Consider the following 22,788-nt stretch of genomic DNA (forward strand, 5'->3'; position numbering starts at 1 on the left):
GCCTGCAATCTTTAACGCCATTCACAGGGAGTTGTATGCGCAGGGATTACCTGGCGTTCTTCGTTTCACTGTTCCTGTCGCGGCTGGCAGACCAGATCCTGTTGTTTATCGTGCCCTTGATCGTGTTTCAGACCACCCAGAGCGTGGCCTGGGCGGGTTTCGCATTTTTTGTCGAGTCATTGCCGCGTTACCTGGCCTTTCCGGTGTGCGGGGCGGTATGCGACAAGTTTCCTGCGGTGCGCGTCCTGCATATCAGCCAGGTTTACCGGGCACTGGCCTGCGGGGCGGCAGTGACACTGTATGGCATATTTGACGGCATCTACTGGATCGTACTGCTGTCGGCGGTGTGCGGGGTGTTGACCACCCAGGGCATCATGGCGCGGGAAGTGCTGATGCCGCATATCTTCAAACACTACACCTACACCAAGACCCTCTCCTATTCACAGATCGCCGACCAGAGTGGTTTGGTGCTGGGCCCACTGGCGGCGGCGCTGCTTCTAGAGGTCCTGACCTGGCATTGGGTGGTGCTGGGCGTTGCGGGGCTGTTTTTGCTGGCGGACCTGGCCATGCGGGTCTGGCAACGCACCAGCACCGTAAGCCTGCAAACCTTCGAACAACATGCGGATATCTGGCTGCAACCGTTGCGCATCGCTTTCGGGCATATCCGCAGTCGGGTGGAATTGAGGCGGATCATCACCCTGGCGGTGGGCGTGAACCTGATCGTCGGCGTGACACTCGCCACGTCCGCGGCACTGGTCACCGGCCAGTTTGCCGCCGGCAAGGATGCTTATGCATTGCTGCAAGCGCTGGGGGCACTGGTGACGATCGGCATTCTGTTTTACCTGGCACGGGCCGGGCTGCCGCTGAAGGTACTGGGCGGGCTGTCCTATTCGATGATCGGCGTCGGTGCGCTGATCATGGCCGTCAGCCCAAGCGTGTGGCTGTACGCCGTGGGTTTCCTGCTGGTCAGCGGTTTCGACAAGATGTTCAACGTGTACCTGCGCAGCACCCGCCAGCGGGTCATTCCGGTACAGGACTTCGGCAAGACGGTGGGCGTGATCACGCTGCTCAACAACCTGGCGCAACCCTTGGCAGGGCTGGCGATTGCGCTGCTGGCCGCACCTTTGGGCACGCAAACGGTGATCCTGCTATTGGCAGGCATCACCGCGCTGATCGGCGTGGCGATCGCCTCAGGCTGGCACGCCACTGTGAAAGCGGAACTCGACGTCGGGTGATTCGATCAGTTCCTGCTCGGCCGCCCTCACCCGCTCGATCACTTGGGCGATATCCTTGGCGTCGCCGTACTGATACGCCAGCTTCAAGTAACCCTGGAAGTGCCGCGCTTCGCTTTTCAGCAAGCCGAAGTAGAACTTTCCGAGTTCTTCGTCCAAATGCGGCACCAGTGCTTCGAAACGCTCGCAACTGCGCGCTTCGATAAAGGCACCGACCACCAGGGTGTCCACCAGTTTGACCGGCTCATGGCTGCGCACCACCTTTCGCAATCCCGAGGCATAACGGCCGGCGTGCAGCTGGCGCAACTCGACCTTGCGCTTTTTCATCAGGCGCATGACTTGTTCGTGGTGCACCAGTTCTTCGCGGGCCAGGCGCGACATCATATTGATCAAGTCAACGTGGCCGTGGTACTTGGCGATCAGGCTCAGGGCGGTACTGGCGGCTTTGAATTCGCAGTTCTTGTGGTCGATCAGCAGGGTTTCCTGATCGGCCAATGCAGCCTGGACCCAGGCGTCGGGGGTGCGGCAGCCGAGGAATTCGTGGATTTCGGGCAGGTTCATCGGGCTCACGGGCAAAAGGATCACAAAAGGCCGCCGATTATACCGACCGCGCCGCAGACCACCAGTCGCGGGGCTTGATGTGCATCAACATGACGCCTGGCGGGCAGCAACTATAGTTGTCTCATGCCCCCTCTTACTGGAGATCCCGATTATGCAAGCCATCCGCAGCATTCTGGTGGTCATCGAGCCCGAGCATTCGGAAAGCCTGGCCCTCAAGCGTGCCAAGCTGATTGCCGGGGTCACCGGCGCACACCTGCACCTGCTCGTGTGCGACAAGAAACACGAGCACTCGGCGCTGCTGAGCCTGCTCAAATCCGGTTTACAGGAGGATGGCTACAACGTGACCACCGAGCAGGCATGGAATGACAGCCTGCATGAAACCATCATCGACGTGCAGCAGGCCGAGGGCTGTGGGCTGGTGATCAAGCAACATTTCCCCGACAGCCCGCTGAAAAAAGCCCTGCTGACGCCCGCCGACTGGAAGCTGCTGCGTTACTGCCCGACGGCAGTCCTGCTGGTCAAGACGGCTACGCCGTGGACGGGCGGCGTGATCCTGGCGGCAATCGATGTCGGCAATACCGACGGCGAGCACCGCTCATTGCACAATTCGATCATCGACCATGGTTTTGATATCGCCAGCCTGGCCAAGGCGCAATTGCACGTGATCAGCGCCCATCCGTCACCGATGTTGTCGGCGGCAGACCCGACTTTCCAGCTCAAGGAAACCATCGAGGCGCGTTATCGCGAGCAATGCAAGGCGTTTCAGGCCGAGTTCGATGTGGACGACTCTCACCTGCATATCGAAGAAGGCCCGGCGGATGTGCTGATCCCCTTTGCGGCCCATAAATGGCAAGCGGCGGTGACGATCATCGGCACGGTGGCGCGCACCGGGATTTCCGGGGCGCTGATCGGCAATACGGCCGAGGTGATACTGGATGCGGTGGAGAGCGATGTGCTGGTGCTCAAGCCCGACACCCTGATGGATCAGTTGCAGGAACTGGCCAGCAAACCCTGATCCGAGCTTCTGAACGATGCAGATCAATACAGGGAGCGGCTTGGTTATCCGTTGTCAGTCAGAAAAGCCATCCCTGAGGAAACCGGGGGCGATGTAGCGCTGGTAATGGGCCTCGGACAGGATAAAGAACTCACGATCGATGGCATCACGCAGCGCCGGTAACGCCCAATCGCGAAATTCCGGCAGCAGCACCATGCCGTAAGCTTCCAGGTTGGAAATCACCCGTGCGCCCCGGGCGATCAACTGGTAGGCCCAGCAGTACGCGGACTGGTGCGGCACGAAGCGAATCTTGCGCTGCTCCAACTGCCAACGCAGCGTCTTGGGGTCGAAGACCTCCACTTTACCGGCCATCACCTGCACCAACAGTTGTTCAAGCCGGAGCCAGACCGCACGTTTTTCTTCTTCGTCATAGCCATTCCACTGGATCACTTCATGGTGGAAGCGCTTGCAGCCACGGCACACAAGGTCGCCGTAGACCGTGGAGCACAGGCCGACGCAAGGGGTCTTGATGGTTGGGTTGGACATGGGCAATGCACACAGCTCAGCGAAACAATGGGCCATGTTAGCCCTTTGTCTAAGGTTGATCACCCCGCAAACTTGGCCAGGCAACTTACCTTTAGATTTTTTTTACCGTAGAATCATCCGGCCTTGTAAGGCGCCAATAATCCGCTGGAAGCTGTTTTCAAAGCGTCACGAGCACAGTCGTTCCTTCAGAACGGTGTTGGCGATGGTCAATGACTCGGTAGGTCAAAACCCTCGCCAACCCTCATCAGCTCCGTTCTGCAGGCGTAAAACTTTGAAAGCAGCTTCTGTGAGGAATGCCGGCAGCGCTGGCTTTGCGGCTCAAAAAGCCCCCGAGCGCATGCGTGCCGTCCATTTCTGGATGAGCGTCCCGTGGGACCACTGATGAGGGTAATAACTGTGCTTGAAGCCTACCGCAAACATATCGAAGAGCGTGCAGCACTGGGTATCGTTCCCCAGCCGCTTAACGCCGAACAAACCGCAGGCCTGGTCGAGCTGCTGAAAAATCCCCCGGCTGGCGAAGAAGCCTTCCTCGTTGACCTGATCACCAACCGCATTCCACCAGGTGTTGACGAAGCTGCCTACGTCAAGGCCGGCTTCCTGTCCGCCCTGGCCAAGGGCGAAGCCACTTCTCCCCTGATCGACAAGAAACGCGCCGTTGAACTGCTTGGCACCATGCAAGGCGGCTACAACATCGTGACCCTGGTTGAGCTGCTGGACGACGCCGAACTGGCTCCTGTCGCCGCCGCCCAACTCAAGCACACCCTGCTGATGTTCGATGCGTTCCACGACGTGGCCGAGAAAGCCCGGAACGGCAACGAACATGCCAAAGCCGTGATCCAGTCCTGGGCCGACGGCGAGTGGTTCCGCAACCGCCCTACCCTGGCCGACAAGATCAGCCTGCGCGTATTCAAGGTGACCGGCGAAACCAACACCGACGACCTGTCGCCTGCGCCTGACGCCTGGTCCCGTCCTGATATCCCGCTGCACGCCCTGGCCATGCTGAAAATGGCTCGCGAAGGCATCGTACCGGACGAGCAAGGCAAGACCGGCCCGATGAAGCAGATCGAAGAAATGCGCGGCCAAGGCTTCCCGATTGCCTATGTGGGCGACGTGGTCGGCACCGGTTCGTCGCGTAAGTCGGCAACCAACTCCGTACTGTGGTTCTTCGGCGACGACGTGCCTTACGTACCGAACAAGCGTGCCGGCGGCTTCTGCTTCGGCAGCAAGATCGCCCCGATCTTCTACAACACCATGGAAGATGCTGGCGCATTGCCGATCGAGTTCGACGTGTCCAACATGAACATGGGCGACGTGATCGACCTGTACCCGCATGCCGGCAAAGTCTGCAAGCACGGTACCGACGAAGTCCTGGCCACCTTCGAAATGAAGACCCCGGTGCTGTTGGACGAAGTCCGCGCCGGCGGCCGTATCCCGCTGATCATCGGCCGTGGCCTGACCGACAAGGCTCGCGCTGAGCTGGGTCTTGGCCCTACCGACCTGTTCAAGCTGCCTGAAGCACCTGTCGACACCGGCAAAGGTTTCACCCTGGCACAGAAGATGGTCGGCAAGGCCTGCGGCCTGCCGGAAGGCAAAGGCGTTCGTCCCGGCACCTACTGCGAGCCGAAGATGACCACCGTGGGCTCTCAGGACACCACCGGTCCTATGACCCGTGACGAACTGAAAGACCTGGCGTGCCTGGGCTTCTCGACCGATCTGGTGATGCAGTCCTTCTGCCACACCGCGGCCTATCCAAAGCCGATCGACGTGACCACCCACCACACCCTGCCTGACTTCATCATGACCCGTGGCGGTGTGTCGCTGCGTCCTGGCGACGGCATCATCCACAGCTGGCTGAACCGTATGCTGCTGCCGGACACCGTCGGTACCGGTGGTGACTCCCACACCCGCTTCCCGATGGGCATCTCGTTCCCGGCCGGTTCCGGCCTGGTTGCGTTCGCCGCGGCCACCGGCGTCATGCCGCTGGACATGCCGGAATCGATCCTGGTGCGTTTCAAAGGCAAAATGAAACCTGGCATCACCCTGCGTGACCTGGTTCATGCCATTCCTTACTACGCGATCCAGTCCGGCTTGCTGACGGTCGAGAAGAAAGGCAAGAAGAACGCCTTCTCCGGCCGCATCCTGGAGATCGAAGGCCTGAACGACCTGACGCTGGAACAGGCGTTCGAGCTGTCCGACGCCTCGGCCGAACGTTCGGCTGCCGGTTGCACCATCAAGCTGTCGAAAGAGTCCATCACCGAGTACCTGAACTCCAACATCACCCTGCTGCGCTGGATGATCGGTGAAGGCTACGGCGATGCTCGCACCCTGGAACGTCGCGCCCAAGCGATGGAAGCCTGGGTTGCCAACCCTGAGCTGATGGAAGCCGATGCCGACGCGGAATACGCCGAGATCATCGAAATCGACCTGAACGACATCAACGAGCCTATCCTCTGCGCTCCGAACGACCCGGACGATGCCCGTCTGCTGTCGAGCGTTGCCGGTGAGAAGATCGACGAAGTGTTCATCGGTTCGTGCATGACCAACATCGGTCACTTCCGCGCTGCCGGCAAGCTGCTGGAACAGGTCAAGGGTCAGCTGCCAACCCGTCTGTGGCTGTCGCCGCCGACCAAGATGGACGCTCACCAACTGACCGAAGAAGGCTACTACGGCATCTACGGCAAGGCTGGCGCACGCATGGAAATGCCAGGCTGCTCGCTGTGCATGGGTAACCAGGCACGCGTAGAGCCGAATTCGACCGTGGTGTCGACGTCGACCCGTAACTTCCCGAACCGTCTGGGTGACGGCGCCAACGTCTACCTGGCTTCGGCCGAGCTGGCGGCAGTGGCCTCTACCCTGGGTCGCCTGCCGACCGTCGAAGAGTACATGGGCTACGCAGCAAAACTGGACACCATGGCCAGTGATGTCTACCGCTACCTGAACTTCGACCAGATCGCCGAGTTCCGTAAAATCGCAGCAAGCGCCAACATCCCGGTGATTCAAGCCTAAGGTGTGTTGACATAAAAAACGCCGCGTATCGCAAGGTACGCGGCGTTTTTTTATGCCTGGGATTTGGCTTGTAGTGCCAGTCGTACAGCTTCGTCCACGCTCAAGGCCGTGAGCAACACGCCAGGTGGGGACGCTTCGGGCAAGGCTTGCAATACTTCCAGGGCCCCATGACGTACCCGGGCTAGCACCAGGCGCTTGCCCTCCCCCTGCATCTGCGCGAAAAACGCTGCCAGCGCTTCGATACTGGTGCCATCAAGGTCGGGAGACTCTTCCAGGCTCAGCACCACCGCGTCGACAGGCGACTGGCGCGTCAAGCGCAAAGCCGCCCCCAGGATGCGCTCGGCATTGGCGAAAAACAGCGCCTCGCCGGGCCGCACGATCAACAAGCCCGGCACGGCTACGGCATCGGCATGATGTTGACGATCGACAAAGTCATGACTGTCGCCCAACCGCCCAAGCACCTGGATATCTGCCGCCGACATCTGACGCAGCATCAACACCACGCTGATCGCCACCGCCACCAGCAACCCATCCAGCACGCCCAGCACCAGCACCGCTGCCACGGCACAGATCACCAGCAAACGGTCGCGCCGCCATAGGAAGTAACGCCCCAAGGGCTGCAAGCTCAAGCCACGCCCCAGCGCGTAGATGACGATAGCGGCCAACACCGGCTCGGGCGTCAGCGCGACATAGGGCAGCACCGTCAACACGATGACCAACACCACCAGCGCCGCAACGATCCCTGCCAGCCGTGAGCCGGCACCCGCCGCCTCATTGGCCGACGTCGCCGAATACCCGGCACCGGCCGGCATACCGTGGAACAACCCGGACACCAGGTTGGCCGCCCCCAGTGCCAGCAGGTCGCGGTTGGAGTACACACGGTCACCGTGCTTAAGGGCGAATGAGCTGATGGAGCCATAGGATTCCGCGTACAGGATCATGACCAAGGCAAACGCCAGTTCCCCCAGGCGCAGCCAGTCGGCGAACGGCAAGACCGGGAAATGCCCCAGCTCCAGGCGCAAATCGATCAAACCGATCAGCGCCACGCCATGCGCTTGCATGTCCAGAAACTGCCCGGCAAAAATGCCCAGAACCACCACCAACAAGCCGCCGGGCAGGCGCGGGATTCGTGCACACAGCCACAACACGGCCAATGCCAGCGCCGCGACTATCGCAGCCGGCCAGTTCCAACTCGGCAACTGCTCCAGCAACTGCGGCAGGAAGCGGATCAGGTTGTTATCGCTCAGGTGCACGCCCACCACACTGGCCAATTGCTTGAGGATGATGGTCAGCGCCAGGCCGAAGGCAAAGCCGCGCAGCACCGGCTTGGCAATAAACGAGGTCACGCCGCCCAGCTTGAATAACCCGGCCAGCAGGAACAGTACGCCGACGATCAACACCAAACCGAACGCCAGGGACAGCCGCAATGCCGGATCGCCGCCCGCCAGGCTGGCAGTGGCTGCGGCTAATACTGCCGCCGAAGACGACGTGGCCGACACAATCGCGAAACGGTTGGTGCCGAACAAGCCGTAGCACACCAGCCCGGCAAACAAGGCAATGACACCCGTCTGGGGTGGCAGCGCGGCGATACTCGAATAGGCCACGGCCTCCGGCAGCAGCAGGCCGGCAATGGATAACCCGGCGAGTATGTCTTGGGTACGGTTGGGCTGGGCAGCAATAAGGCTATCGGTTTCAGTTTTCAATCGGCCCAACCCATCCTGGCAGGTAACGTGCTTCCTGGGTGCGTGCCAGGGTCATCGCCTTATTCAACAGCTTGGCGCTCGGTTGGGCCACCACGTCGCTGCCGATGCGGCTGCGAAAGAAGTCCGCCCACAGGAACTCACTGAACGGCGTCGCGTCTTTGGCGTAACCACCGGCCGTGCGCAACATGCCCGCCAGGCTGCGGTAAGGATCATCCTGAAGGTCGGTGATCTTGCGGGGAATCGCTTCGTAACTTCGGCGCAGGCCGCGCGCATCGTAGGGATGTACCCATTGATTGAACGCCATGACATTCCAGAAGGTGCTGCGCTCCACGAAGGACAAGTCCTTGAGCAACAACAGCGACACGCTCTTGACCTCTTCCAGCAACAGGGCCAGCCCGAAGTGGTGATGGTCGGTAATGTAATAGCGCTCATCCGGCCCCAATACGCAAGGAAACCAGTGCTTGTCGAGAGCGGCAGCGCGCTCTTTACGCTTGAGCTTGGTCCAGGCCTCGCGCTTGGTGGCCACTTCAGCCATGCCGACCGTCAATTGAGTGGGGTGCAGCTTTTCCAGCTTGCCTGTAACCAGTTGCGGACGCGGTCGAGCCATGGAGAACTCCAAAAAGGAAGCGATAAGCCGACAGCTTAGCCCTCATTGGTTGCCCAGTTTATTCAGCGCAAAAAAAAGCCGATTCGCGCTGTGCGAATCGGCTTCGGTTCGGTGCTGCCTGGCGTCAGGACAGCAGCGAGTAAATCAACGCAGTAATCGCCACCAGGCCAACGGCCGTGACAAATACATTGGACGCCTGGCCGCGGTACTTGGCCATGGCCGGCACCTTGCGAATGGCGTACATCGGCATCAGGAACAGGATCGACGCAATCACCGGCCCACCCAACGTTTCGATCATGCCGAGAATGCTCGGGTTCAGCGTGGCGACGATCCAGCACACCACCAGCATGAAAGCTGCGGTCATGCGGTCCAGGGACTTGGCTGCAGGGCGACGACCGGTCTTGAGCACCAGGCCCTTGAGACCTTCGCTGGCACCGATGTAGTGGCCCAGGAACGACTTGGCAATCGCCACGAATGCAATCAACGGCGCAGCGAAGGCGATGGTCGGGTTATCGAAGTGGTTGGCCAGGTACGACAGGATCGACAGGTTCTGTGCTTTCGCTTCCGCCAGTTGCGCCGGCGACAAGGTCAGCACGCAGCTGAACACGAAGAACAGCACCATCGCCACCATCAACAGGTGCGCGCGGGACAGGATCTGCGAACTGCGCTCATCGGCGTGGGCGCCGTACTGGCGCTTCTGATCGACCGCGAACGCCGAGATGATCGGCGAATGGTTGAACGAGAACACCATCACCGGAATTGCCAACCACAGCGTGTTGAGCAGCGCCGACGGTGCCGGCACTTCACTGGCGGTACTCAGGATGCCGCCGGTCCAGTGCGGGACCAGGTACACCGCCAGGAACAGCAAGGCCACGATGAACGGATAAACCATCAGGCTCATGGCCTTGACGATCACTTGTTCGCCGCAACGCACCACAGCGAGCAGGCCAAGGATCAGCACGAAGGCCAGGATCGCCCGAGGCGGCGGCATAATGTGCAACTGATGCTCCATGAAGCTGCTGACGGTATTGGTCAGCGCCACGCTGTAGATCAGCAGGATCGGGAAGATTGCGAAGAAGTACAACAGGGTGATCAATGCGCCGGCCTTGAGACCGAAATGCTCTTCGACGACGTCGGTAATGTCGGAGCCGTCGCGGCCGGACAGGACGAAACGGGTCAGGCCACGATGGGCAAAGAATGTCATCGGGAATGCCAGCAGCGCGAGGATCACCAGCGGCCAGAAGCCCCCCAGACCCGCGTTGATCGGCAAAAACAAAGTACCGGCGCCAATGGCGGTACCGAACAGGCCGAGCATCCAGGTGGTGTCCTGGCGGCTCCAGCTTGTGAGGGTTGCAGGTGTCGTTGCATAGCGTTCATCGACGCTATTGGCCTGATCATTCATCCGGTCGGATCTCCGCATTTACACGGCCAAGACGAGTCAGAAATACCTGACAGGCAGCGCCCCAGCCATAACAAGCGCGCGATTCTCCGGGATTCTTTCGAATAAGCAAAGACTTAGCTGAGGAACGGTGTTGCGGTGCAGAGGCTCAAATGCAGCCATAAGCGGCGGTTTCAGCGGGTTGCAGCACGATGCGGGCAGTCGCAAGAGCGTTCGATTGTTCCATTGACAGCCAACCAGCCTTCCCAGCATGATCGAGCAATGAACGTTATCCAGTTGCACCTCACCCGCACCACCACCACGACCGCCTTTGGCGGGGCGTGCGGTTGCCGTGGGTGCGTGAGCGAGTAGAGCCCCCCGAACACAACCCAAGGCCCCGCCAGCAATGGACGGGGCCTTTTTATTGCCCCGGCATCTGGCAACTGCAAGGAGCAAGACCATGGCAAACGCCCTGTTGATCATCGATATGCAAACCGGTTTATACGACGGGCCGGAACGCCCTTTCGAGCGCGAACGTGTGCTGGATACCATCAACCGCTTGATTCAGCGCGCTCGCAACGCCAATGCAGCGATCTTCGTTGCCCGCCACACCGGCCCTGCGGGCTCACCGATCGCAGCCGGCAGCCCGCTCTGGCAGCTCTGGCCGGGCCTGGATGTCGACCAGGCCCGCGACTGCCTGTTCGATAAAACCCGCCCGAGCTGCTTTCTCGGCACCGACCTGGCGCAGCGCCTTGCAGCGGCGCAGATCAATGAATTGGTGATCGTGGGCATGAAAACCCAGTTCTGTGTCGATACCACGTGCCGGGTGGCTGGGGAGCTGGGCTTCTCGGTGGTGCTGCCGGAGGATGCGCATACTTGCATGGACACCCCGGCATTGAAGGCCGAGGCGATCATTGAGCATCACAATGCGACGTTGGCGGGCGCGTTTGTGAAGCGCGTCAAGGCACAGGATGTGGTGTTCTAGAAGCCTCACCTGCGGGATTTTCTGATCGGACAAATTGTTCTGTCGTGCAAATCCCGCATACTGCCCCCTCAAACCCTTCAGGAAGAGCCTTGCGATGTCCACCACTGTTCTGGTCCTGGTTGAAACCATCAACGACTACCTATCCATCATCGAGGACAGCGAGTTCCATGTGATCCTGGCGCCGACGCCCACCGAACGCGCCCAGGCGATCAAGACCCACGGTGGGCAGATCAAGGCAGTGCTGACCCGTGGCCCACTGGGCCTGTACGCCGAGGAAATCGCTGCGTTGCCACTGCTGGAGATCATCTGCGTGATCGGTGCCGGCTACGAGCATGTGGACCTGCAGGCGGCGAGCAATCGCGGGATCGTGGTGACCAACGGCGCCGGGGTGAACGCGCCGTCGGTGGCCGACCATGCGATGGCGTTGCTGCTGTCGCTGGTGCGCGGCATTCCCCAGACCGATGCGGCGGTAAGGCGCAGCGAATGGCCGAAGGTCATGCGCCCTTCCCTGGGTGGGAAGCAATTGGGCATTCTCGGGCTGGGTGCAGTTGGCATGGAGATCGCCAAGCGCGCCTCACTCGGCTTCGGCATGGAGGTGAGTTATCACAACCGCCAGCCCCGCGATGATGTGGACTACACCTACTGCGCAACCGCCGTGGAACTGGCGCGCACCTCGGACTTCCTGATCCTGGCCACACCGGGCGGCGCGAGCACCCGCCACCTGATCGATCGCCATGCACTGGACGCCCTGGGGCCGAATGGCTACCTGGTGAACATCGGGCGCGGCAGCGTGGTAGTCACCGCCGACCTCGTCGCGGCCCTTGAACAACGGCGTATCGGCGGCGCGGCACTGGATGTGTTCGACGATGAGCCCAAAGTGCCCGACGCCCTCAAGCGCCTGAGCAATACCGTACTGACCTCGCATGTCGCCGGCCTGTCGCCGGAAGCCGCCCATGACACCGTGCAACGCGTGGCCGACAACCTGGTGGAATATTTCGCCGGTCGCCCCGTGCTGACCCCGGTGACACTGCCGCCACGCAACTAATAGCGATTAGCCAGCCACGCCGTAAAACCCGTCTACACTGCTGACGGGGATGCTCAAGGCGTCGGTGCATGGCCGGCGAAGGAACGCACAATGTTTGGCCACGGACCCGGCCCGGCCCGTCAACGCGGTGCCATCGGTTTGATCGGCGCGGTCACGCTGGGGATCGCGCTGTTGTTTCTGCTATTGGTGGTCGACAGCGGCCGCCTGTACCTGGAAAAACGCAAGCTGCAACGCGTGGTCGACACCGCGGCGCTGGAAGCCGTCAGCCGCGGCGGCAAATGCCTGGCCCCCAATGACAACGCCGCGCAATTCGCAACCCAAAGCGCCCTGCGCAATAACTTCCCGGTCGATGCCGACCGTACGCTGGCCACCGCCTGCGGTACCCTGGCCACCGGCGCGGACTTTATGCGCACCTTCAGCGCCGACCCGACCAAGGCCGACGCCATCCAGGTGATCGCCACCCATCGCGTCGCCACCAGCATCGCCCACGCCCTGCACACGCTGTTTTCGACACAACCCATTAGCCTGACCACACTGCTGAGCGCTACCGCCGTGGCCGCCGCCCCTTCACCACCGGTCGCGACACTCACCGTGCGCAGCACCTTGCTGACGATAGACAGCACCCAGTCCGCCGCCCTCAACGGCCTGATCGGCGGCCTGCTGGGCGGCAAGCTGCAGCTCGACGCGGTGGGTTGGAACGGCTTGATAAACACCGATATCAGCTTGCTCAGCTACCTGGACGCCCTGGCCATACGCCTGAATGTCAGCGCCGGCAACTACGACCAACTGCTCAACACCGACGCCACCGTCGGTCAGTTGATCCAGGCGGCCATCGATGTGCTCAAGCTGGGCGGCGATGCGGTCAAGGTGGTGATCAATAACCTGGAAACCATCAAGCTGATCGCTCCCGGTACGGAAATCCTGCACCTGGGTGACCTGGTCAAGATCCAGAACGGCACCGACAAAAGCGCGCTGAATGTGGACCTGCAACTGTTCAATCTGATCCAGGGGTTTGTGCAGCTGTCGAACAAGGCCAGCGCAGTGGCCGTCGAGCTGCCGGTGGATGTGCTGGGCTTGCTGAATGTCACGGTCAAGACCCGGGTCATCGAGCCGGCACAGATCTCCGCTATCGGTAACCCTCAACTGATCGCAACCCAGCCGATTTCCGTGCGGACGGCGCAAGTCAGAACCTGGATTTCCTTGAAGCTGCCGGTGATCGACGGCCTCACCAAGGTGATCGGTGTCGTCACCGACCTGGTGGGCTTGCTGTTGGGCAGCTCACTGGACGTCGTGCCCGGCACGCAAATCGATATCGCCCTGGAAGCCGCCAGCGGCAGCAGTTATGTCACCGACTATCGCTGCAACGGGCCTGCCGACACGTCTCTCTCCGTGTCAGGCACCACTTCGGCAGTCAGGCTGATGGTGGGCCGGATCGATCCGAAGAACCTGTTCTCGTCCACTGAGACCCTGAAAGTCGACGACTTCCCGCTGCTCGACCTTGGCGTCAGGACCTGCAGCAAAGGCGTGTGCGACCCACGGCAACCCTACGCAGTCGGCGGCCTGAGCCTGCGGGTCGACAGCAGTGTCGCCAAGACCACCCGCGCGCATGTTTATGTGTCGCCGCCTGAGGTCAAGCTACCGCCGAGCTATTTCAGCTTCAGCGCCAACAACGTCGTCGGCAGCCTGAGCGACACCCTCAAGGGTATCCGGTTGACCAGCCATACACCGACGCTCACCGGGCTTCTGGGCCTGGTGCTGGGCCTGGTAGTCGATGTGCTGACCGGCGTGCTGAACCTGCTCAGCGGGGTCATTTCCGGCCTGCTCAGCCCATTGCTCGACCCACTGGTCAACAACCTGCTCGCCGGCCTGGGCATCGACCTGGCAAAAGTCGAAATCGGTGCCAACCTGTCCTGTACTCCCGGCGGCCGTGCAGTGCTGGTGATTTGAGCACATCAGGCCCGCTGATCATCATCCAACACGCTAACCTATTAAGCCGCCCCGACCTTGTCGCTGGGCGGCGGTGCGCATTAGATTAGCCAATAGTCCACGGCCTTTAAAATAAGCAGAAGGGATAAGCATGGCGCTTAACGACCAATCGACTCAGATCCGCCCAGGCGAAGAACTGGATGCCAACCTGATCGACCCTTACCTCAAGGCCCACATTCCGGGGCTGAGCGGCACGGTCAAGATCAGCCAGTTCCCCGGTGGTGCGTCCAACCTGACTTACCTGCTGGAATACCCGGGCCAGGAGTTCGTACTGCGCCGCCCGCCGTTTGGCCACAAGGCCAAGTCCGCCCACGACATGGGCCGCGAGTACCGCATTCTCAACCAGTTGAAAGATGGTTTCCCGTATTGCCCGAAAGCCTACGTGCACTGCACGGATGAATCGGTGATAGGCGCCGAGTTCTACGTGATGGAGCGGGTCAAAGGCATCATCCTGCGCTCCGACCTGCCGGCCGAACTGGACCTGGATGCAACCACGACCGAAGCCTTGTGCAAGAGCTTCATCGACAAGTTCGTCGAGCTGCATCAAGTGGATTACGCCGCTTGTGGCCTGGCCGACCTGGGCAAGCCCGAGGGCTATGTAGCGCGGCAGATTCGCGGCTGGAGCGAGCGCTACGAAAAAGCCCTGACCCCGGACGCCCCCCGCTGGGAGAAGGTGCGCCAGTGGCTCAACGACAAGATGCCGGCCGACCACCCGACGTCCAGCATCGTCCACAATGACTACCGCTTCGACAACGTGATCCTGGACCCGCGCAACCCCATGCAGATAATCGGCGTGCTGGACTGGGAACTGACCACCCTCGGCGACCCGTTGATGGACTTGGGCAACACCCTCGCCTACTGGATCGAAGCCGCCGACCCTGCACCGGTGCAACTGATGCGCCGCCAGCCGAGCAACGCCCCCGGCATGCTCACCCGCCGTCAGTTTGTCGATTACTACGCTGAACGTTCCGGCATCCGGATCGACAACTTCGACTTTTACTACACCTACGGCCTGTTCCGTCTGGCCGGGATCGTGCAGCAGATCTACTACCGCTTCTTCCATGGCCAGACCCAGGACAAACGCTTTGCGCAGTTCATCCAGATGAACACGCTGCTGGAGCAGATGAGCCTGAATGTCATCGCCAGATCCGCACTCTGATTACTAGAACAAGGAAACCCCATGTCCAAGACCAACCTGTTCGACCTCGATGGCAAAATCGCATTTGTTTCCGGTGCCAGCCGCGGTATCGGCGAGGCCATTGCCAAGTTGCTGGCCCAGCAAGGTGCCCATGTGATCGTGTCCAGCCGTAAGCTGGAAGGCTGCCAGCACGTTGCCGATGCGATCATCGCCGACGGCGGCAAGGCCACCGCCGTGGCCTGCCATATCGGTGAAATGGAGCAGATCACCCAGGTGTTCGCCGGCATCCGCGAGCAGTTCGGCCGCCTGGACATCCTGGTCAACAACGCCGCCACCAATCCGCAGTTCTGCAACGTGCTGGACACCGACCTCGGCGCGTTCCAGAAGACCGTCGACGTGAACATCCGCGGCTATTTCTTCATGTCGGTGGAAGCCGGCAAGCTGATGCGCGAGAACGGCGGCGGCAGCATCATCAACGTGGCCTCGATCAACGGCATTTCCCCCGGCGTGTTCCAGGGCATCTACTCGGTGACCAAGGCGGCCGTGATCAACATGACCAAGGTGTTCGCCAAGGAATGTGCGGCGTTCGGCATTCGTTGCAACGCGCTGCTACCCGGCCTGACCGACACCAAGTTCGCCTCGGCGCTGGTGAAGAACGACTCGATCCTGAAGATGGCCCTGGCGCAGATCCCGCTCAAGCGCGTGGCCGATCCCAGCGAGATGGCCGGCGCGGTACTGTTCCTGGCCAGTGATGCATCGAGCTACACCACGGGTGTGTCGCTGAATGTTGACGGTGGCTTTCTGTCCTGACATCGCCTGGGTTTGCTCAGATCGATTTGCGAGTAACCTTGGCGCAGATCGATCTGTCCCAGGATGAAACATGGAATTACACCTCGTCATCAATGGCCGCAAGGACTTGGCTGCCCAGCTTTACCAACAGTTGCGCGAAGCCATCGCCGCCGGGCGGCTTTCGGCGGGCGCGCAACTGCCCCCCAGCCGCCTGCTCGCCGAGCAATTAGGCGTATCGCGCAAGACCGTATCCGACACCTACGCCACGTTGACGTACGAGGGTTTGCTGGTCGGCAGGATTGGCCGGGGCACCTTCGTCAACGCCTGGGCGCATCAGCCCGACCGCGTGCAGACCGCCGCCGACCTGGCCTGCGCCGCCAACCTGGGCAAATGGGCTGCGTTGCCCTCGCCCATGCACCACCCCACCCCGGACAGAACCCTGCGCTATGAATTTATCGGCGGTGCGACCACACGCAATCAATTCCCCCAGGATGAATGGCGGCGTTGCACCCAGGATGCATTGCGCCGTATCGCACAACACAACGGTTTTTACAGCCAGCCGGAAGGTTTGCCGGCCTTGCGCGAGGCCATCGCAGGGCATATCGCCTTTTCCCGCGGGGTGAAATGCCACGCCGATGACATCGTGGTCACCAACGGCGCGCAACAGGCGCTGGACTTGATCACCCGCGTGGTAGTGGAACCCGGCACACTCGTGGCCATGGAAGACCCCGGCTACAGCCCCGCCCGCCAGCTGTTCATGGCCATGGGCGCGCGCGTTGCCGACGTGCCGGTGGACTCACAGGGCATCGAGGTCGACAAGATCCCCGACGGCACGCGACTGATCTATGTGACACCCTCCCACCAGTTTCCCCTGGGCATGCCCATGAGCCTGGCGCGCCGCGAAGCGTTGCTGGCTCGCGCCTTCGCGCTGGGCGCGATCATCATCGAAGACGACTACGACAGCGATTTTCGCTACGAAGGTCGCCCCGCCAACTCCCTGCAAAGCATGGACACGCGAGGATTGGTGGCCTACGTCGGGACCTTCTCGAAATCCCTGCTGCCGGAGCTGCGCCTGGGCTATGCCGTGCTGCCGCCGGCGATTCATAGCGCAGTGCTCAAGGCCAAGCAACTGACCGACCAGCACAGCTCAACCTTGCCGCAATGGGCATTGGCCAAGTTCATCAACGAAGGTTATTTGCTCAAGCATATTCGTCGCTGCCACGCGGTGTACGCCGGGCGCCGCGAGCGCATCCTGCAGCGCCTGGCGGGGGATCTGTCGCCGTGGTTCGAAGCGGTGCCCAGCGTGATCGGGTTTCATATGGCGGCGTTGTGCAAGGTTCCGCTGGATATCGCGTTGCTGAGGCGCCTGGCACGGGAGGCGGAAGTCGGTTTATACCCCTTGGATGTGTTCTTCCACACCGCACCGATGCGCCAGGGCCTGACCATCGGGTTCGGCGCGATCGAACTGCTGGACATCGACCCTGCGCTGGACCGCGTGCGCGATATTCTGCGCCAAATGAGCTAGAGGTCCCCGCCGTACCTTCACTGTACGAGCGAGCTTGCTCGCGAAGCGCTCACACACGCCGCGTTGATTCAGGCAACACGCGTTATCGTTGAGGTTTTTCGTGAGCAAGCTCGCTCCTACAGGTGCAGATCAGCGACTCACGGGCGTTTGAAGTGACGGCGCAGGTCTTCAACCTGTGGTCGGCAGGCACAGCCTTCCAAGTGATCATTGACCATCCCCATGGCCTGCATCAACGCATACATCGTGGTCGGGCCAACGAAGGTCCAGCCGCGCTTCTTCAGGGCTTTGGACAATCGCACCGAAGCCGGCGAGGTCGGGTTGCCCGTCCAGTAGGCCAGGTCCACCACTGCCGGGCGCTCTTCAGGGCAAGGCTCGAACGCCCACAACCATTGCGCCAGCGAGCCGGTCTCATCCACCAGCTCACACGCCCGGCGTGCATTGTTGATCGTGGAGACGATCTTCGCCCGATTACGCACGATGCCCGGATCATTCATCAGCCGCTCTATATCGGCTTCGCCATACTGGGCCACGCGACGGAAATCAAACCCGTCGAATGCCGCGCGGAACTGCTCGCGCTTGCGCAAAATGGTGATCCAGGCCATGCCCGCCTGAAAACCTTCCAGGCAGATTTTCTCGTACAGCTGGATATCATCCGCCACCGGCACGCCCCACTCGTGGTCATGATAACGGCGATACTCCGGCGCCGAGGTGCGCCAAGTGCAGTAGCTCAGCCCTGTTGCGTCCGTGGTCAGCCCTGGCTCGTCCATCCATCACCTCTCCAATCGAGGCACGGATGATAAGCGAAAAATTTTCCAGCCCGCCAACCGCTCAAGCATCACCCTCACCGACCAACTGGTCAGACCGGGACCAGACAACCCTCGAATTTTTACTTGTGATTTCAAAAAAACCCGGCGTAGACTGGCCCCGCACTGGACTTACCGGTAATACCACAACAATTAAGCCCTGGAATCACCAGGGCACCGAATAGAGATCCCTCCCATGCTCAGATGGTGCTCGCGTTCGATTTTCCTGCAAGTCGTGATCGGTCTGATGCTCGGCATCATCTGTGGCCTGGCCCTTCCCGAATTCTCCTCGCAACTCAAACCCTTGGGTGACGGCTTTATCAAGCTGATCAAGATGCTGATCGGCCTGATCGTGTTCTGCGTGGTGGTCAGCGGTATTTCCGGCGCCGGCGACTTGAAGAAGGTCGGGCGAATCGGTCTCAAGTCGGTGATCTACTTTGAAGTGCTCACCACCGTGGCCTTGGTCATCGGCTTGGTCATGGCGTTCAGTACCGGAATCGGCCAAGGCGCCAATATCCACTTGGAGCAACTGTCCTCTGCCGGCCTGAATGAACTGGCCGACAAAGGCCAGCACATCCGTGGTACCAGCCAGTTCTTGATGGAGCTGATCCCCAATTCGGTGATCGGTGCCTTCGCCGACAATAACGTGCTGCAAGTGCTGCTGTTCTCGGTGCTCTTCGGCAGTGCGCTGAACCTGGTGGGCGAAGCGGCCTCGGGCATCACACGGCTGATCAATGAACTGAGCCATGTGATTTTCCGCATCATGGGCATGATCGTGCGCCTGGCACCGATCGGCGTGTTCGGCGCGATCGCCTTCACCACCAGCACCTACGGCCTGGATTCGCTGCAACACCTGGGCAGCCTGGTGGGTTTGTTCTACCTGACCTGCTTCGCCTTTGTCGCAGTGGTGCTTGGCCTGGTAATGCGCCTGTCCGGCCTGCGCATGCTGCCGTTGCTCAAGTACCTGCGTGAAGAACTGCTGATCGTGATGGGCACCGCCTCCTCCGACGCCGTGTTGCCACAGGTCATGCGTAAACTCGAACACCTGGGCATCGGCAGCTCCACCGTCGGCCTGGTGATTCCGACCGGGTACTCGTTCAACCTTGATGGCTTCTCGATCTACCTGACCCTGGCCATTGTGTTCATCGCCAATGCCACCGGCACACCGCTGTCGATGACCGACTTGCTGACCATCCTGCTGGTGTCGTTGATCACCTCCAAAGGCGCCCACGGCATTCCGGGGTCTGCACTGGTGATTCTGGCCGCGACGCTTACCGCCATCCCGGCGATTCCGGTGGTCGGCCTGGTGCTGGTACTGGCGGTGGACTGGTTCATGGGCATCGGCCGTGCGCTGACCAACCTGATCGGCAACTGCGTGGCGACCGTGGCCATCGCCCGCTGGGAAAAAGACATCGATATCCAGCGTGCCAACAAGGTGCTCGACGGCCAGCAAGGTTATGCCTTCCAGACCAAGAAACCGGTGCTGCCGACGCACCAGGAGTTCTGATTTTTTGGGCCGGCCGGATGACCGGCCCCACCAACCTTTAAAGGAGCGTACGACGTGATCAGCACCTCAACCGTCGTCAATTCAGTGGTAGAAAAATTGCGCGCCGCCCTCAAGCGCGGCCAGTGGCGTCAGGGCGAAATGCTCCCCGGCCAACGCGAACTGGCCGAACAGATGGGCATCAGCCGCCCCAGCCTGCGCGAAGCGGTGATTGTGCTCGAAACCCTCGGCCTGGTGCGCTCCATGCCGGGCAAGGGCGTGGTGGTGCTCGAAACCAGCGTGAACGAGCCCCAAGCCAGTGACGCCGTGGCCGATGCCAGCCTCGAAGACATCCTGCAACTGCGCTACACCCTCGAACCCTTCATTGTCGGCCTGGTGGCTCAGTCCATCAGCAGCAAGGAAGTCGGCCAATTGCGACTGACCCTGATGGATATGCGCGAAGCCCTCGACGCCGGTGACGCAGAAGCGGGGATGAACGCCTACCTCAACTTCCACGAGGAACTCTTCGCCCTGACCTCCAACCCGATCTTCCAGAACGTGGTGCAACAAACCAGCAATGCCCTCAAGCAGAGTGCCCAGGTACTGCGCAACTCCCCCGAGCATCTGGCCGAGCGCCTGCAGGAAAATGAAGCCGTGGTGCGCGCCATCCGCAACAAGAACAGCGCCCTGGCCAGTGCCGAGATGCGCCGGCACATCCTGCAGGAAGGCCTGCGTATGGGCATACGCCTGAATATCCCGGACGACCATCTGGGCAGCTGATTATTGGAGACAGGCCATGAGCGCTCACGCATTACAACGTCACGCAGTCAGCACCGCCCTGCCCGCCATGCGCCTGGTGGCGGGCAAGAAACCTTCGGCGGACGATATCTACCCACGGCTGTTCGACGCGATCCTGGAACAACGCATCGCGCCGGCCAGCCGTTTTACCGAAGAGGGTTTGGGCGAGATCTTCGGTGTGAGTCGTAGTGTGATTCGCAGAGTCCTGGCAAAACTGTCCCACCAACAGGTGATCATTCTGCGCCCCAACCAGCGCGCCCAAGTGGCAACGCCAGATGCCCGACAAACCCGGCAAATCCTTGAAGCGCGGCGCATGACGGAGAGCATGGTGGTGCAACTGGCCTGCGCCGAAGCCACACCCACTCAGGTGCGCCAATTACGTGAGCTGATTGCCAGGGAGCGCGAATGCATCGAGCGTGATCAACGCGCACCGGCCATTCGGCTCTCCGGGGAATTTCACCTGCAATTGGCGGCAATCGCGGGCAATGCTCCGTTGGCACAATTCCTCAACAGCCTGGTGCCGTTGACTTCGTTGATCATTGCTCAGTACGAAAGCCAAGCGTACAGCTGCTGCACCTGGCAGGAACACATGGCAATCACCGACGCGATTGAAAGACGCGATGCAGACCACGCCGTGAACCTGCTGACCCAGCACCTGAACCATCTGGCTCATCGTCTGGCGCACTGACGGGCGCCGTAGCGATGCGGTGCATTAACCGACCTCTACGGGTTGTCATAACGCTTGCGCGCCTCATTGAACCCCTCCGACTGTGCGATCACCCACGTCCACAGCGGGATCATCTGCACCAATAACCCCATTCCAAGTTCGGTCAGCGCATATTCGACACGCAAGGGTTTCTCACCGAAATCGTGGCGCGAGATCAGTCCGTCGCGCTCCAGCTGACGCAGCGTGCGAGTAAGCATGCGCTGAGTGACGCCGTGCAATCGGCGACGTATCTGTGCGTGGCGCAGCGGGCTGGTCACGCCCAGCGCATGCACCACACCCAGTGACCATCGGTTACCGGAATGGCTGAGGATATCGCGCTTGAGACCATCCTCGTCATCGGTAAGCGCGCGGCAGGCGTCCTGCGAAAGCCGCACGATCTCCTGAGCATCCAGACCGCTCGGGATCACCGATGTACCTACTTTTTGCGCATCGATGTCCATGACAAGATTCCTGGCTTCAAGTTGAGTACGTCATACAGAGGCTTACCATGCAGGCTGCTATTTCAAACGTCAAACAACGTATTCTGGTATTAGGCGCCGGCGAACTGGGGCTTGCCGTACTGCAAGGGCTGGCCGCCCGATCAACCGAATCGGCGAGCATTTGCGTACTGCTGCGTCGAGCCACTGTGCAGAGCTCGTCCATCGAAAAACAACAGGAAATCGACACCATCAGGAAACTGGGTGTATCCATTGAGACAGCCGACATCGCCGATGCCTCCGTGGAAGAGCTTGCTGCGGTGCTGGGACGCTTTGATACGGTGATCAGTTGCGTCGGGTTTGCGGCGGGCCGTGGCACTCAGCGCAAGCTGACTGAAGCCGCGCTCACGGCGGGTGTAAAACGCTACATTCCATGGCAGTTCGGCGTTGACTACGACTTGATTGGCCGTGGCAGCCCTCAAGACCTGTTCGACGAGCAACTGGATGTTCGCGACCTGTTACGTGCCCAATCTCGAACTGAATGGGTGATTATTTCCACCGGCATGTTCACCAGCTTCCTGTTCGATCCAACTTTCGGGGTCGTTGACCTGACCCACGGACAAGTCAACGCATTGGGCAGCTTTGGAAATACGGTTACGGTGACAACACCGCAAGACATCGGCACGCTCACCGCCGACATCGTCCTGCACAGTCCGCGCCTTATCAATCAGGTCGTCTACACCGCTGGAGATACCCTCACCTACGGTGCCCTGGCGGACCTGGTTGACCGAGTCATCGGACGGAAAGTCGAGCGCCGAGCGCTTAGCGTGCAGCAGTTGCTGGCAGACCTTGCAGAAAAACCTGACGACAACCTACGAAAATACCGGGCAGTTTTCGCTATGGGCCGAGGTGTGGCGTGGGAGGTAGCGAGGACATACAACGCGATACATGGATTACCGGTGACCAGCGCAGAACAATGGGCGCAAGCAAACCTGCGCCTTAGCTAGGGTCGACCGACGCGTCAGCACATCCTTTGGGTATGCATACGGAGCCTGCCCAGTGAGGC

The 22,788-nt window shown here is 60.8% G+C and carries 20 protein-coding genes; 13 read left to right on the forward strand and 7 right to left on the reverse strand.

Going from position 1 to position 22,788, the window contains the following annotated elements; all coding sequences use genetic code 11:
• Positions 1-35: 35 nt before the first annotated feature.
• The gene (locus M5B97_RS01625) at positions 36-1,235 is read left to right on the forward strand and encodes an MFS transporter (protein ID WP_248730532.1); all 1,200 of its coding nucleotides are present in this window, start codon (positions 36-38) and stop codon (positions 1,233-1,235) included.
• Here the strand turns inward: M5B97_RS01625 and miaE are convergent.
• Positions 1,191-1,793 carry a tRNA isopentenyl-2-thiomethyl-A-37 hydroxylase MiaE gene (miaE, locus tag M5B97_RS01630; protein ID WP_123718581.1) on the reverse strand — a complete coding sequence of 201 codons (603 nt, stop codon included), beginning with the start codon at positions 1,791-1,793 and terminating at the stop codon, positions 1,191-1,193. The genes M5B97_RS01625 and miaE overlap by 45 nt on opposite strands.
• A gap of 151 nt (positions 1,794-1,944) precedes the next feature.
• Between miaE and M5B97_RS01635 the strand changes: the two genes are divergently transcribed.
• The gene (locus tag M5B97_RS01635) at positions 1,945-2,808 is read left to right on the forward strand and encodes a universal stress protein (protein ID WP_123718583.1); all 864 of its coding nucleotides are present in this window, start codon (positions 1,945-1,947) and stop codon (positions 2,806-2,808) included.
• Positions 2,809-2,862: 54 nt separating this feature from the next.
• Here M5B97_RS01635 and M5B97_RS01640 read toward each other — a convergent pair whose 3' ends face one another.
• Entirely contained in the window at positions 2,863-3,333 is a 471-nt protein-coding gene (locus tag M5B97_RS01640) for a DUF1289 domain-containing protein (RefSeq protein WP_248730533.1), read from the reverse strand.
• A 396-nt stretch (positions 3,334-3,729) separates the two neighbouring features.
• Here M5B97_RS01640 and acnB point away from each other — a divergent pair, with 396 nt between their 5' ends.
• Complete coding sequence (gene acnB, locus M5B97_RS01645; protein ID WP_123718584.1) at positions 3,730-6,339, forward strand: bifunctional aconitate hydratase 2/2-methylisocitrate dehydratase; 2,610 nt, start codon at positions 3,730-3,732, stop codon at positions 6,337-6,339.
• Positions 6,340-6,389: 50 nt separating this feature from the next.
• Here acnB and M5B97_RS01650 read toward each other — a convergent pair whose 3' ends face one another.
• The 3 genes from M5B97_RS01650 to M5B97_RS01660 form a co-directional block, all read right to left on the reverse strand.
• Positions 6,390-8,042, reverse strand: a complete 1,653-nt coding sequence (locus M5B97_RS01650) for a SulP family inorganic anion transporter (protein ID WP_248730534.1) — start codon at positions 8,040-8,042, stop codon at positions 6,390-6,392.
• Positions 8,032-8,649, reverse strand: a complete 618-nt coding sequence (locus M5B97_RS01655) for a ParB-like protein (protein WP_134657477.1) — start codon at positions 8,647-8,649, stop codon at positions 8,032-8,034. The genes M5B97_RS01650 and M5B97_RS01655 overlap by 11 nt, the downstream gene beginning before the upstream one ends.
• Before the next feature lie 124 nt (positions 8,650-8,773).
• On the reverse strand, positions 8,774-10,051 hold the full coding sequence (locus tag M5B97_RS01660; protein ID WP_248730535.1) for a serine/threonine transporter: 1,278 nt from the start codon (positions 10,049-10,051) through the stop codon (positions 8,774-8,776).
• A gap of 436 nt (positions 10,052-10,487) precedes the next feature.
• On the opposite strand from M5B97_RS01660, the gene M5B97_RS01665 reads away from it, so the two are divergent.
• The 6 genes from M5B97_RS01665 (at position 10,488) to M5B97_RS01690 (ending at position 17,495) form a co-directional block, all read left to right on the forward strand.
• Positions 10,488-11,012: a cysteine hydrolase family protein gene (locus tag M5B97_RS01665; RefSeq protein WP_248730536.1), complete on the forward strand. Its 525-nt coding sequence runs from the start codon at positions 10,488-10,490 to the stop codon at positions 11,010-11,012.
• 94 nt (positions 11,013-11,106) lie between these two features.
• Positions 11,107-12,057 carry a 2-hydroxyacid dehydrogenase gene (locus M5B97_RS01670; protein WP_248730537.1) on the forward strand — a complete coding sequence of 317 codons (951 nt, stop codon included), beginning with the start codon at positions 11,107-11,109 and terminating at the stop codon, positions 12,055-12,057.
• A gap of 90 nt (positions 12,058-12,147) precedes the next feature.
• The gene (locus tag M5B97_RS01675; RefSeq protein WP_248730538.1) at positions 12,148-14,004 is read left to right on the forward strand and encodes a pilus assembly protein TadG-related protein; all 1,857 of its coding nucleotides are present in this window, start codon (positions 12,148-12,150) and stop codon (positions 14,002-14,004) included.
• Between the two features lie 130 nt (positions 14,005-14,134).
• On the forward strand, positions 14,135-15,202 hold the full coding sequence (locus M5B97_RS01680; RefSeq protein WP_248730539.1) for a phosphotransferase family protein: 1,068 nt from the start codon (positions 14,135-14,137) through the stop codon (positions 15,200-15,202).
• Positions 15,203-15,223: 21 nt separating this feature from the next.
• The gene (locus M5B97_RS01685) at positions 15,224-15,991 is read left to right on the forward strand and encodes an SDR family oxidoreductase (RefSeq protein ID WP_016971825.1); all 768 of its coding nucleotides are present in this window, start codon (positions 15,224-15,226) and stop codon (positions 15,989-15,991) included.
• 70 nt (positions 15,992-16,061) lie between these two features.
• Complete coding sequence (locus M5B97_RS01690) at positions 16,062-17,495, forward strand: PLP-dependent aminotransferase family protein (protein WP_248730540.1); 1,434 nt, start codon at positions 16,062-16,064, stop codon at positions 17,493-17,495.
• A 137-nt stretch (positions 17,496-17,632) separates the two neighbouring features.
• Here M5B97_RS01690 and M5B97_RS01695 read toward each other — a convergent pair whose 3' ends face one another.
• A complete protein-coding gene (locus M5B97_RS01695; protein WP_248730541.1) occupies positions 17,633-18,262 on the reverse strand; it encodes a DNA-3-methyladenine glycosylase I in 630 nt (209 codons plus the stop codon).
• A 217-nt stretch (positions 18,263-18,479) separates the two neighbouring features.
• Here M5B97_RS01695 and M5B97_RS01700 point away from each other — a divergent pair, with 217 nt between their 5' ends.
• Genes M5B97_RS01700 through M5B97_RS01710 form a run of 3 tightly spaced genes read left to right on the forward strand, consistent with a single transcriptional unit; the run spans position 18,480 to position 21,267 of the window.
• Positions 18,480-19,805 (forward strand): C4-dicarboxylate transporter DctA, encoded by a 1,326-nt coding sequence (locus tag M5B97_RS01700; protein ID WP_248730655.1) that lies wholly within the window; start codon positions 18,480-18,482, stop codon positions 19,803-19,805.
• Positions 19,806-19,859: 54 nt separating this feature from the next.
• The gene (locus M5B97_RS01705; protein WP_248730542.1) at positions 19,860-20,561 is read left to right on the forward strand and encodes a FadR/GntR family transcriptional regulator; all 702 of its coding nucleotides are present in this window, start codon (positions 19,860-19,862) and stop codon (positions 20,559-20,561) included.
• A 16-nt stretch (positions 20,562-20,577) separates the two neighbouring features.
• On the forward strand, positions 20,578-21,267 hold the full coding sequence (locus tag M5B97_RS01710; protein WP_248730543.1) for a GntR family transcriptional regulator: 690 nt from the start codon (positions 20,578-20,580) through the stop codon (positions 21,265-21,267).
• 35 nt (positions 21,268-21,302) lie between these two features.
• Here M5B97_RS01710 and M5B97_RS01715 read toward each other — a convergent pair whose 3' ends face one another.
• Positions 21,303-21,746 (reverse strand): helix-turn-helix domain-containing protein, encoded by a 444-nt coding sequence (locus M5B97_RS01715; protein ID WP_123718595.1) that lies wholly within the window; start codon positions 21,744-21,746, stop codon positions 21,303-21,305.
• A gap of 47 nt (positions 21,747-21,793) precedes the next feature.
• Between M5B97_RS01715 and M5B97_RS01720 the strand changes: the two genes are divergently transcribed.
• A complete protein-coding gene (locus M5B97_RS01720; RefSeq protein WP_123718596.1) occupies positions 21,794-22,729 on the forward strand; it encodes an aromatic alcohol reductase in 936 nt (311 codons plus the stop codon).
• Positions 22,730-22,788: the final 59 nt, after the last annotated feature.

The sequence above is a fragment of the Pseudomonas sp. MWU13-2517 genome (assembly GCF_023242545.1).
Lineage (GTDB): Bacteria > Pseudomonadota > Gammaproteobacteria > Pseudomonadales > Pseudomonadaceae > Aquipseudomonas.